The sequence below is a fragment of the Fischerella muscicola PCC 7414 genome (assembly GCF_000317205.1).
Lineage (GTDB): Bacteria > Cyanobacteriota > Cyanobacteriia > Cyanobacteriales > Nostocaceae > Fischerella > Fischerella muscicola.
This window is the reverse complement of the sequence record NZ_AJLK01000124.1, coordinates 104020-116952: the sequence shown is the minus strand read 5'-3', so window position 1 is coordinate 116952 and position 12933 is coordinate 104020. Positions and strand designations below refer to the sequence as shown.

Here is a 12933-nt window from a genome sequence, read left to right as displayed (position 1 = left end):
CCTACTTAGTAGATATGGCTTCTATGAAGAGAGTGTGTCACAAATTATACTATTTTTCAAATATTAGCTTTTTTACAGAAGCGATCGCTCTCCATTACTTGTCATTTAATTAGTAACTGTTAAGTAAATATTAATAAATTTTTAACCAAATCTTAACCTGTGAATATATCATCCTTTAAGTCTGCGATTTTAAACTACAATAAGCCATTAAGTGTTATTAGACAAAAATTTCTCCATTCGTTCTCTCTTTTTCTTTATCTGTTTAAGAGGAACAGCTTCAGTTTGAAAAATTTTATCTGGTTTCTATTTCTTATTTAGTCTGAAATAGATGATTTTGAGCTAAATATGTAAGCCAAATATACTGTGTATTTTTGTCAATATAATTGATAAAAAAATAGACACAATAAGAAGAGGGAGGAAATTAGTTAAGTACTGATTTATAGAGTTTATGAGCAACTATTTGCTTCAGCTTGTAGGTTAATAAATTCAATAAATCATTATTTATTAATTAGAAAATATTAATTAACTAGTAGACTAAAAATGTAAAGTACATAAAAAATTACTACTTCATAAAGTGAGGAGATAGATACTACAAAATCTCCTGCAAGCAACTCCCACTTTAACTTTTCCTATAACTCACTCTTTTCGAGAAATATGCAAGTACTTGGTCATATAAAGTTACGGATACATTCACCATGACACAGGACACAATTCGCTTTGCCCAATTCAACGCTTCCTTGAACCGGAGTACGGAAGGGCAGCTAATTGAAGATTTATCCACACCAGACAATTCTCAAGCCAAAGCCATTGCCGAGATTATTCAACGCACAAATCCAGATGTCATCAGTGTTCAAGAATTTGATTATTATGCAGATGACCCGACCAAAGCAGTTGATTTGTTCCAGCAGAACTACTTAAAAGTCAGTCAAAATGGAGCAGATCCCGTTGACTATCCATACTTCTACATTGCTCCTTCCAATACAGGTATTAGCTCTGGCTATGACCTCAACAACGATGGCAAGATTATAACCACACCAGGAGAAAGTGGATACGGGGACGATGCCTTTGGTTTTGGCAATTTCCCTGGACAGTTTGGAATGCTATTACTGTCTAAATATCCAATTGACACAGAGAACGTACGTACTTTCCAGAATTTCCTGTGGAAGGATATGCCCGATTCTTTATTGTCAATGATCGCTCTCCCTAATTCTGATACTCCCTGGTATTCTCAACAAGAGCAAGAAGTTTTACGGCTATCTTCCAAGAGTCATTGGGATGTGCCAATCGAGGTGAATGGTCAAATAATTCACGCGTTGGTGAGTCATCCTACACCCCCTGTATTCGATGGTGCAGAAGACCGCAATGGCAAGCGAAATCATGATGAGATTCGCTTTTGGTCAGACTATATCACTCCTGGAAGAGGCGATTACATCTATGATGACAACGGTAACTACGGTGGACTGACAGAACAAGCAGCCTTTGTAATTCTGGGCGACCAAAACGCTGATCCTAATGATGGCGACAGTTACAAATATGCAATTCGACAGATATTAGAAAATCCTCTTGTTAATACCAGTGTCACACCAAGCAGCCAGGGTGGTTCTGAACAAGCTGTTTTGGATGGTGGAAACAATACCACTCATATCAGCGATCCAGCCTATGACACAGCAGATTTCAATGACAATAATCCAGGAAATCTCCGCGTTGACTATGTTCTACCGTCTGAGAACTTAAAAATTCAGGACGCCGAAGTCTTCTGGCCTACCACTAAAGATCCACTGTATTCACTAGTAGGCGATCGCCAAGATGCAACTACCACACCTTCTTCAGATCACAGTTTAGTATGGACGGATTTGACTATGAAACAACCCTCTTTAGTTGGATTTTCTTCCTTACCTGCTGATACCTATGCCGAAGGCCCGCCATCTGGTCAAAATGATGGTAATGGCAAACCCATTTCCAATAACGGGCGTACAGGGCCATTTCCAGGACAACCTGTACAAGGTTTTAGCGGTGTGCAGTTTGCCGATTCAGATAGCTACTGGTTTTTGTCAGATAACGGCTTTGGTAGCCAGACTAATAGTGCTGATTATCTACTGCGGATCTATAAAGTCGATCCAGATTTCAAAACCGCAGACAATGGCAGTGGTAACGCCGAGTGGACTGACTATATCCAACTATCCGATCCTCACAACCTAATTCCTTGGCAAATTGTTAACGAAACCACAACAGACCGATTCTTGACAGGGGCTGACTTCGACCCTGAATCTATTGTTTTGGGGAAAGACGGCACAATTTGGATTGGTGAAGAATTCGGCCCCTATCTACTGCATTTTGACAGTAACGGCGTCCTCATAGATGCCCCTATTTCCACCCCAAATATTTTCCCGCTCAATACCCTCAACGGCCAAGACCCAATCGTCATTGGCCATCGGGGTGGTGTGCCTGGCATTCGTCCAGAACATACGATTGGCGATTTAGGCGGAGATTTGCTTGCCTCTAACAACTTGGGTGCGGAATTGGGAGCAGATTTCCTGGAACCAGACCTAGTTGTTACCAAAGATGGAGTTCTAATCGTCCGTCACGAACCTGTATTGGCAGCAGTGGAGACGGATGAAAACGGCAATATTGTTTACGACGAGAACGGTAAACCCGTTATCAGTGAAGCGACAACTAACGTCGCGAATTTTGCGAAGTTTGCTGATCGCCTGACTACCAAAGTTTTAGATGGAGACAGTATCACAGGCTGGTTTGCCGAAGACTTCACCCTAGCTGAAATTAAAGAACTGCGGGCAGTTGAGCGTATTCCAGATATCCGCCCTGAGAGTGCGAAGTATGATGGTTACTTCCAAATCCCCACACTGGAAGAATACATTAACTTCATCAAAGACTACGAAGCCGCAACAGGCGTAAAACTTGGTATATATCCTGAAACCAAACACCCCACCTACTTTGCTAAGGAAGGTAAATTTTTAGATGGCACTCCCATCAACTACAATACCTCACAAATTTTAATTGATACCCTAGTTGCCAACGATTTCATCGATCCTGACCGCATTTTCATTCAGTCCTTTGAAGTCTCCAATCTCAAAGAACTCAAAAATGAAATCATGCCTAATGCTGGGGTGGATATTCCCTTGGTGCAGTTAATAGATGGTAGCGGCGCTCCCTACGACTATGTGTTCCAGGGAATTGATAAAACCTACGCCGACCTAATTACTCCCGAAGGATTGACAGAAATTGCCAGCTATGCTATAGGAATCGGCCCCAGCAAAAGGCTGATTGTACCAGCAAAGACCGTCGATGAGAATGGTGACGGTCAACCAGACGACATCAACGGCGATGGTCAAATCAGTGATGCAGATCGCTACCTACAGGAACCAACTACCCTAGTGTACGATGCTCACCAAGCAGGCTTGTTGGTGCATCCCTACACTTTCCGCAGTGATAAATTTTACCTTTCACCCGACTATAACGGCAACCCAGAACTAGAGTATGAGCAGTTTATCCGCTTAGGAGTAGACGGCTACTTCAGCGATTTTGTCGATGATGGGATAGCAGCAAGAGACAAAATCACCGCCAATGATGTTGCTTCTCCCCAAAACCCAGGAGTAGAAGAAGACGAAGCGATCGCTAATCTGGCTAGATCCCGTGGTTTTGAAGCCATGAGTTATAGCCCAGATCGCCAAACCCTCTATCCGATACTAGAAGGATATGTTGCTGGTGATCCTACCGACTCCCGACGTGTTTATGAATTTGACGTTGCAACAAAATCCTTTAGCGATGATTTAGTTGGCTACTATCAAGTAGATGATCCAAGTCATGCGATCGGCGATGCTACCCCAATCAACGATACCGAATTCTTGATCATCGAACGAGATGAAAAATCGGGAGCAGAAGCAGAATTCAAGAAAGTCTTCAAAGTCGATATTTCCCGAACCAATGAACAAGGCTATCTCTACAAAGAGGAAGTCATTGATTTACTCAACATTGCCGATCCTAACGACCTCAACGGCGATGGTAGTAACACCTTTACTTTCCCCTTCCTCACCATTGAAGATATCTTGATTCTGGATGAAAATACTGTCTTGCTTGCCAACGACAACAACTATCCATTCAACGCGATCCGCAATCCCTCACAACCAGATAACAATGAGTTTATCAAGGTTGAATTGTCCACTCCCCTCAACCTTGATTATCGGCTAGGAACGCCTAAATCAATCATCTACGGTACATCAGAAGATGATTATTTCGATGATTATCTCTACGATCCCAATTCCGATAATGCTGCTCTTTATCCAGACTTATTCTTTGGAGATAATCAAACCCTCTTTACCGGAGATGGCGATGACATCGTTGATGTAGCTGTATTTGGTAGCGGCAACCAAATTGATACTGGCAATGATGATGACATCGTATTAGCTGGTACAAAAAATACCATAAACGGCGGTGCAGGTAACGATGAATTCTATATTGGTATTGGCGGAGGCGAAAACATTGTAACTGGCGGTGAAGGAGCCGATCAGTTTTGGATTGTTACCGATGAAACAGACTTGCCAGCAAAGCCTAATACAATCACGGACTTCAACAGTGGAGAAGAAGATGTGATTGGCTTTGCTAACGTCAGTTTTGCCTATGACTATCTCGGTAGTGATTGGACAACTCGCCAAGAAGGCGATAACACCATCGTGGGTGTTTATGGACAAGATGTTGCTGTGTTACTGGGAATTCAAGCTACTAATCTGACTCAGGCAAACTTTGCCTTTGCTTAAGGCAAGAATCAAAATCCTTTGCGTCTTTCGTGTCTTCGCGGTTTAACAATTATTTTTAACCGCGAAGACACGAAGTGGCTTCCCGTAGGGTAGACGCTAAGAACACGAAGGTCAAAGCAGTTAATAATTTATTTTGATATGAGTGTTGTTTTACAAGTTCGCGAACAAAAAGTTACGGCTGAAGAAATTGTGCCTTTGCTGGCAAACTACCAGTTATTACCACAACTGTTGCGAGAAATGATCATAGATCAGGCGATCGCACCATTTGATTGCACACCAGAAGAAGCAGAAAAAGCCTGTCAAGCATTTTACTTACAGCAACGTTTAACAACACAGACTGAACGTCAAGCTTGGTTACGCCGTCGTGGTATGACTCCCGAACAAGTCCGTAAATTAGTGACACGGGCATTACGGCTAGAAAAGTTTAAACAAGCCACCTGGGAAACTCAGATTGATGTTTACTTCCACAGGCGTAAACCGCAACTAGATCGGGTAATTTATTCCGTCATTCATACCAAAGATAGTGGTATTGCTCAAGAACTTTACTTCCGTTTGCAAGCAGGGGAACAATCTTTTGCGGAACTGGCTCCCAAATATTCTATAGGGCAAGAAGCCCGCACTAAAGGTATTGTTGGGCCAGTAGAACTAGGTAAACTCCACCCCACCTTGGCAAAACTGCTAACTGTCACCCAGCCAGGACAGCTTTTACCACCCACACCCATAGACCAGTGGTTTGTCATCCTCAGGTTAGAAAAGATACTTCCTGCTGAGTTAAATGATGTCACTCGTTGGCAGTTGCGCCATGAATTGTTTCTCAAATGGCTGGGACAACAAGTTGCAGAATTAAACCCGATGAATAACAGTCAAGAGGATGGAAATTTACTGCCAATGTAACTCAGTGATGAAAAAGTCTTTTTTTTGGAAATCGACCACCGATGCACACCGATGCACACAGATAGACACAGATAGATTTTTCGTTGGTGGGTGATTGGTGATTGTAATTCATTGTTGTTGGCACTTTGATAATTGCTCCTCGCTTTATGACTCAAACTCCCACTGCAATCCCAACCTTCCTATCAGGCATCGCACCCTTTGAGCAACTATCTCTTGCCAAATTGCAGCAATTGTGCAAAAGATTGCAAGTGCGGCGTTATGGAATGGGACAAGCTATCCTACCACTACAAGAGTTACCGCCTGATGTCGCAATCATCTATACAGGACAGGCGCGACTGATCGGCCATGACCCCCAAAGCAATATACCCGTGACATTGCAACGATTACAACCGGGAGAGATTGTAGGGTGGAAAAGCTTGTTGCAGGGTGTTCCTTGTGAAAAAGTCATGGCTTGTGAGGAAGAAACCCTCTGCCTTGTGCTTCCACATGAGGAATTCTTGACTCTGCTAGAAGAAGAACCAGCCCTAAAAGCTTATTTCATGGAGTCAACTGTCAACAAGGGTCAAGACTCAAAAGTTACTCCCCCCACTCCACCCTTACGGAAAGCCCTTCGGGTTCGGGAGTTCGCAATCGTGACGGGAACCGCCAAGACCGCGACCCCCTCACCGCTACCGCGTCTACACACTCCCCCTACTCCCCACACTCCCCCCACCTCCCCACTGCCCCTAATCCCCACTCCCTTGGGGGAGTGGGGGCCCCGAGTTCCCCACCTCCCCACCAAAAAATACCCCCACGTCCGCGAAGAGTCGCACAACGCTACTCTCGCCTGTTTACAGATGGTGAGTCAGTATTTCGGGATGCCGTTTCGCCGGGAGGCTATTCGCAAAGCGATCGCCAATAACCACAAAGATTTAACTAAACCAGTTTCTCTGCAATTATGTGGAGCAATTGCTGATTTCATGGGATTAAAGGCGCAATTGGTGACTATACCAGCCAAGGCGATGAATCGTTTACCGACACCAGCGTTGATTCACTGGCAAGATAGCATGGCGGTGGTTTATGAAACTAGCGATGCAAAAGTGGTTTTGGGTGTACCAGAACGTGGTATTGTTCGTCAAAAAATGGCTGAGTTCCTCAAAAATTGGGGTGAACAAGCACAGGTACTTTTACTAACAAAAACCGCAGCAACACCGCAACAGAAATTCGGCTTGAGTTGGTTTTTGCCTTCGCTTAACCGTCACCGCACAGTTTTATTGGAAGTTCTGGTAGCTTCGTTTTTTGTGCAGTTGTTTGGACTTGCCAACCCGTTGATGATTCAAGTGATCATCGATAAGGTTTTGGTACAAAACAGTATCGACACCTTGCAAGTGTTGGGTATATTTTTACTGTTAGCGGCAATTTTTGAAGCAGTTCTCGGTACTTTGCGGACTTACTTATTTGCAGAAGCTACCAATAGAATTGACTTAGCCTTGGGTTCAGAAATTATCGATCACTTGTTGCGTTTGCCTCTGCGTTACTTTGATCGCCATCCGGTGGGAGAATTAGCAACTAGGGTAAATGAGCTAGAAAACATTCGCTCTTTTCTCACGGGTACAGCTTTGAGTGTGGTGTTAGATTCTGTCTTTTCGGTGATCTACATCATTGTCATGTTAATTTATAGCTGGGTGTTAACACTGGTATCTTTATCTACCATTCCTTTGTTTGCCTTGCTCAGTTTGATAGCAGCACCAATAGTCAGGCGACAACTACGGGAAAAAGCCGAACGCAATGCCGAAACCCAATCTTATTTAGTAGAAGTACTTTCTGGGATTCAGACTGTTAAAGCCCAAAATATAGAGTTGCGTACCCGTTGGCAATGGCAAGAACACTATGCCCGCTATGTTTCATCTGGGTTTAAAACTATAGTGACTTCTACTGCTGCTGGTTCGGCAAGTAATTTTCTTAATCAGCTTTCTGGATTACTGGTGCTGTGGGTCGGTGCATACTTAGTACTCAAGGGCGAACTCTCATTGGGTCAATTAATTGCTTTCCGTATTATTGCGGGGTACGTTACTAGTCCATTGTTAAGATTATTGCAATTATGGCAGAATTTCCAACAAACAGCCCTGTCTTTAGAGCGTCTGAGTGATATTGTTGATACGCCCCAGGAAGTCACACAAGCCGACCAAGATAATATTCCCATGCCCCCCATTCAGGGCGCTGTCACTTACGAAAACGTTTCTTTCCGGTTTTCTGCAAGTGGTTCACTGCAATTAGACAATATTAATTTAGCGTTTCCGGCTCAAAGGGTGGTAGGAATCGTCGGGATGAGTGGTTCTGGTAAAAGTACGTTGATGAAATTGCTACCGCGTCTGTATGAACCAAACGCAGGTCGAATTCTTATCGATGGTTACGACATTAGTAAAGTCGAATTGTATTCACTGCGATCGCAAATTGGCATTATTCCCCAAGACACGTTGTTATTTGACGGCACAGTTCTAGAAAATATTGCCCTCACCAACCCCGACGCTACCAGCGAAGAAGTGATTACTGCTGCCAAACTAGCAGTCGCCCACGACTTCATCATGAACTTGCCCAACGGTTACAAAACACGTGTTGGTGAACGCGGTTCCGCACTTTCGGGAGGACAAAGACAACGGATTGCGATCGCTCGTACTATCCTACAAAATCCCCAATTATTAATTTTGGACGAAGCAACTAGCGCCCTCGACTACGACACCGAACGGCAAGTATGTACTAACTTAATCCAAGCCTTCCGAGGACGAACAATGTTCATCATCACCCACCGCCTCAGCACAATTCAACAAGCAGATGAAATTGTAGTCATGCACCAAGGCAAAGTAGCAGAACGCGGTACTCATACCCAACTCATGCACAAACGTGGCCGCTACTACCACCTGTATCAACAACAGGATGGGTTAGTAGTTAGTAGTTAGTTGTTGGTTGTTTGTTGTTTGTTGTTGGTTGTTTGTTGTTGGTTGTTTGTTGTTGGTTGTTAGTGGTTAGTTGTTACTAGTTAGCAGTTAATTTATTATTGACTCCCCCCTCTCCCCACACTCCCTACTGCCCCTAATCCCCAACGCCAGGTGCTTTATGCCGGGAAACCCGTCCACCGCACTGGCTCCTCCCTGTCGGTCGCGGGGGCCGGTGAGTTCCCCATTGCCCCCCAACCCCACAAAGTGGGGACCCCTAGCCCCCCATCACCCCACCTCCCCACCTCCCCATGAATAACTCAAACGGTTCCCATCCTGACTCTAATGGTCATGGAAACAACGGTAAAACTGCTGTTTCGACTCTAAATGGCACATCCTTAGCAACTCCTTCCCTTGATGTATCACCAACACTTAAACGGTTTGATCAGCCTGTGGTGTTGCGACAGTCCTCGATTTTACCGAGGGCAGTAGTATGGACTTTAATCGGCATGACTACTGCTGGGGTAATTTGGGCTTCTGTGGCACAGTTTGAAGAGGCGATTCCTGCTCAAGGTAAACTCGAACCAGAAGGGGCTGTTACCCAAGTGCAAGCACCTGTTGCGGGTGTAGCCAAAAGGATTTTGGTCAAAGATGGGCAACAAGTCAAACAAGGTGACTTATTGCTTGCTCTTGATCCAACGGTTGATAATGCCGAACAAACATCACTGCGAAAAATTCGCGCTGCTTTGCTGGCAGAAAATCAGTATTACCAAATGCAAATGGGTGGTAAAACTTCCCCAAATACGCAACTGCTGACATCGTTACCTTCTGAACGAGTTTTTTTGACCAAACACCGGGCAGAATTGGTTGCCGAAAATCGACTGTATCGCCTGCAATTACAAGGTGCTGGCACTGGTGCAGGATTAACCCCAGAACAACAGCAACGGTTGCAGTCTGCCCAATCGGAAGTGCGATCGCGCATTAGTGCTGCTAAGTTGGAAGTTGATCAATTGCAAAAGCAGTTGAAACAAACTCAAGTTCAGTTGGTTAGTGCCAAAGAATTACTGGCAGTCGAAAAAACTATTCTCACAGACTTGACTGTGTTGGCAAATGAGGGAGGAATTGCTAGGAATCAGTATTACAAGCAGCAGCAGCAATTCCTTAGTCGACAAGCAGAGGTAGATCGACTTTTAGAAGAAGAAAAACGGCTCCAGTATGCAATTACACAAGCTGACGAGAAGGTAAAGAATGCCATCGCCCTCAGTAAAAATGAGTTACTAACTAAAATTGCTGACAATCAAAAGCGGATAGCAGAAATTGACAGTCAATTAACTAAAGCTATCGTTGAAAACGAACAGCGCATTGCCCAAATTGATAGTCAAATCAGCAAGACCCAGCAAAACCTACGCTACCAAGAACTAAAAGCCCCCGTTTCGGGTACAGTGTTCGACTTACAAGCCCGTAACCCTGGCTATGTAACTAACTCTTCGGCGCCAATTCTCAAAATAGTTCCCAATCAATCCCTTGTTGCCAAAGTCTTTATTACCAACCGCGATATCGGCTTTGTTAAAGAAGGTATGAATGTCGATGTAAGAATTGATTCATTTCCTTACAGTGAATTTGGGGATATCAAAGGTAAACTAGTCTGGGTTGGTTCCGACGCCCTACCCCCTGACAATATTTATCCCTTCTACAGATTTCCCGCAAAGGTCGTTCTTGAACGACAGTATTTAATGATTAATGATCGCCAAGTTAATCTGCAATCAGGGATGTCAGTAAGTACTAATATCAAACTTCGCAAACGCAACGTTGCTAGTATTTTTACTGACCTGTTTACAAAGAAAATGGAAAGCTTGAAGTTTGTTAGGTAAGTAAAGGTTTATTCTTTCATTCCCCGCATCGCCAATAACGCTGTTCCATAAGCCGCCTCTGTATTCACAGAAGGCATCACTGGGACTTTTAAATACCGCCCCCTAATCGCCGTCCAAGTGTCATTTGCCGCACCACCGCCAGCTGTATAAACACGAGTTAACTTATCTGCCCCCAATTCTTGCAATAACTCGTATCCGCGTGCCTCAATCCTGGCAATACTTTCTAATAACCCATGTAGAAATTCCACAGGATTATCTGGACGTGGTTCTAATCGTGGCGGTAAATTGGGGTCATTAATCGGAAAGCGATCGCCCGGTTTCAACAAGGGATAATAATCCAAAGCGCTTGCTTGGCTGGCATCAATTTCCCGACTCAGATTTTCTAATTCGGCCTTAGTAAAAAATTGCCGCAGTACAGCACCACCAGTATTAGAAGCGCCCCCAGTTAGCCATAAATCCCCTAAACGATGGCTGTAGATACCATATCTGACATCTTCTACACGGGTACGGCTTAAAAGCTTCAGCACCAGTGTAGAACCAACAGAAGTCACCGCCTCTCCTGGGGATTGTGCACCACTAGCCAGAAATGCCGCGATACTGTCTGTTGTACCAGCACACACCAAGCAATCTTTGGGCAAATTGTACTTAGCAGCAATCTCTGGGCGTAGTTCTCCGATGGCACTACCAGGAATCACTACTTTAGGTAGATGAATAGAAATTTGCAGTTTCTCTAACCATTCTGGATATTGCAAAGCTTCTACGTCATAACCCAGTTTTAAAGCGTTATGGTAATCGCTAATACCCAATCGCCCATGCAACAGAAATGCTAGCCAATCTGCTTGATGCAGAAAATATTTAGCTTGTGTGAAAAAAGCTTGTTGTGACATCCACAAAAGCTTTGCCAGGCTTGAGGTTGTACTTAAAACAGTATGATTTGGGGGTGCTGCACTCTTTAACCTATCCATCACCACAGCACCCCTTCCATCGTTGTACAGCAAAGGCGCATCTACAGGATTGCCGACAGCATCACACAATAAGACAGTTGAAGAAGTACCATTGATCGCGATCGCCTTAATTTCTCGCCTTAATTCCCCAGAAATTTGCTCTAGCAGGTTAAATAAAGCCATCTGCCAGACATTGGTTAAGTCAACGCCAGGGGACATCTCAAACGGGTATAGCACCCGTTGTTGCACAATCCCTACTTCATCAACCACCACACCTCGTGCGCCAGATGTCCCAAAATCAATACCCAAATAAAAACCCATCTTCTTAACAATCCTTGACTAAGTTAGGGATACAAAGCTTTGCCTCCCTACCAACCACCAACCACTAACAACTAACCCACTCGTTTTGTTTCATCTTGTAACAAGCTATTCCCCATTCTTGGCAAAACAAGGAAAAGTAGTAAACGTAATCAAAATTTATTCAGATTAGGAGGTTTGAAACCATGAGTATATCTGATACTCAAGTCTACATCGCTCTGGTTGTGGCTCTGCTCCCAGGATTTCTGGCTTGGCGGTTAGCAACAGAACTTTATAAATAAACCATTGCCGTAACCAAATACAAGTCGGAATTGGGGAGCAGCAATTCGGAATAATCCTTCATTCTGAATTTTGCCCTCCTAATTCCGAGTTGTTGTATAGTTCGTACTTATTCCCTTCAGCATCACTGTTTTCTGCTTTATTCATGTACTTTTAAAATCGATATAAAAGCCAATAAACCTGGTAATACGGGTACATTTGCCGGAAGTTAACGGTTTAGTACCGTGAATACTTTATGTGTAGATACGTACGTATGCTAGGTTTATTTTTAACTAACTGCATACGTGTAGCAATTGCCGAAAAATGAAGTAATATGACAGCTAAATAAAACCGTAAACAGCCCTGGAGCATTGTTGCGGTGCATCAATATTAATCAGCGAGGTTCTTTATAATTATTATGAATGCTATTCAACCATCCAGACCCCCGCTACAACCAATACCAAGACGCCGAGTTGCTCCTCGACCAAAGCGGCATCTACGTCAACGCTCTTATCAAGTGATGGCGTTGGAGACAACAGTCAAGATAGGGGTTAATGTTGTGATTTCTGTAGCAGCAGTAACTGCACTGGTAAAACTTTTACCTTATCACTGGTCGCGACAAGCTAAGTTGCAAGAAATTAACACGGAACTCAGGCAGGTAGAGGCACGAGTAAACACTCTGAAGGTAGAATTTAGCCGTAATTTTGATCCGCGTCAAGCTAAAAGCATTATGCAAGAGCAGGGATACCGATTTGATCCAAACCAGCGTCCTATTATGCTTATAAAGCCGAAAGCGCTAGAAGTTGAACAAGCAGAATCTTCTCCCTAATCAGTTATCAGTTATCAGTTATCAGTTACCAGTTATCAGTTCATCTCTACAACTTAAAAGTTAGAGAATTTAAAGTAAAAATGTTAATTTGAATGTTTATACAGATGAAGTCACTTTTCTATTCTTTGTTCTGAC

The 12933-nt window shown here is 43.7% G+C and carries 7 protein-coding genes; 6 read left to right on the top strand and 1 reads right to left on the bottom strand.

Features of this window, described 5'->3' with window-relative positions:
• Nucleotides 1-695 precede the first annotated feature (695 nt).
• From UYI_RS0119985 to UYI_RS0119970, 4 genes are all read left to right on the top strand, one after another.
• Nucleotides 696-4772, top strand: a complete 4077-nt coding sequence (locus UYI_RS0119985) for an esterase-like activity of phytase family protein (RefSeq protein ID WP_016868452.1) — start codon at nt 696-698, stop codon at nt 4770-4772.
• A gap of 138 nt (nt 4773-4910) precedes the next feature.
• A complete protein-coding gene (locus UYI_RS0119980) occupies nt 4911-5666 on the top strand; it encodes a peptidylprolyl isomerase (RefSeq protein WP_016868451.1) in 756 nt (251 codons plus the stop codon).
• A 146-nt stretch (nt 5667-5812) separates the two neighbouring features.
• Entirely contained in the window at nt 5813-8602 is a 2790-nt protein-coding gene (locus UYI_RS0119975; RefSeq protein WP_026086068.1) for a peptidase domain-containing ABC transporter, read from the top strand.
• Between the two features lie 287 nt (nt 8603-8889).
• The gene (locus UYI_RS0119970) at nt 8890-10449 is read left to right on the top strand and encodes an HlyD family efflux transporter periplasmic adaptor subunit (RefSeq protein ID WP_016868449.1); all 1560 of its coding nucleotides are present in this window, start codon (nt 8890-8892) and stop codon (nt 10447-10449) included.
• A gap of 8 nt (nt 10450-10457) precedes the next feature.
• Here UYI_RS0119970 and UYI_RS0119965 read toward each other — a convergent pair whose 3' ends face one another.
• A complete protein-coding gene (locus UYI_RS0119965) occupies nt 10458-11714 on the bottom strand; it encodes an FGGY-family carbohydrate kinase (RefSeq protein WP_016868448.1) in 1257 nt (418 codons plus the stop codon).
• 182 nt (nt 11715-11896) lie between these two features.
• Here UYI_RS0119965 and psaM point away from each other — a divergent pair, with 182 nt between their 5' ends.
• Together psaM and UYI_RS0119955 are read left to right on the top strand one after the other, a co-directional pair.
• A complete protein-coding gene (psaM, locus tag UYI_RS0119960) occupies nt 11897-11992 on the top strand; it encodes a photosystem I reaction center subunit XII (protein WP_016868447.1) in 96 nt (31 codons plus the stop codon).
• A gap of 395 nt (nt 11993-12387) precedes the next feature.
• On the top strand, nt 12388-12798 hold the full coding sequence (locus tag UYI_RS0119955; RefSeq protein WP_016868446.1) for a slr1601 family putative cell division protein: 411 nt from the start codon (nt 12388-12390) through the stop codon (nt 12796-12798).
• Nucleotides 12799-12933: the final 135 nt, after the last annotated feature.

What these genes read in the sequence shown, in the direction of transcription:
- psaM (WP_016868447.1), top strand. Translation starts at nt 11,897, where the DNA reads ATGAGTATATCTGATACTCAAGTCTACATCGCTCTGGTTGTGGCTCTG.
- UYI_RS0119980 (WP_016868451.1), top strand. Translation starts at nt 4,911, where the DNA reads ATGAGTGTTGTTTTACAAGTTCGCGAACAAAAAGTTACGGCTGAAGAA.
- UYI_RS0119975 (WP_026086068.1), top strand. Translation starts at nt 5,813, where the DNA reads ATGACTCAAACTCCCACTGCAATCCCAACCTTCCTATCAGGCATCGCA.
- UYI_RS0119955 (WP_016868446.1), top strand. Translation starts at nt 12,388, where the DNA reads ATGAATGCTATTCAACCATCCAGACCCCCGCTACAACCAATACCAAGA.
- UYI_RS0119970 (WP_016868449.1), top strand. Translation starts at nt 8,890, where the DNA reads ATGAATAACTCAAACGGTTCCCATCCTGACTCTAATGGTCATGGAAAC.
- UYI_RS0119965 (WP_016868448.1), bottom strand. Translation starts at nt 11,714, where the DNA reads ATGGGTTTTTATTTGGGTATTGATTTTGGGACATCTGGCGCACGAGGT.
- UYI_RS0119985 (WP_016868452.1), top strand. Translation starts at nt 696, where the DNA reads ATGACACAGGACACAATTCGCTTTGCCCAATTCAACGCTTCCTTGAAC.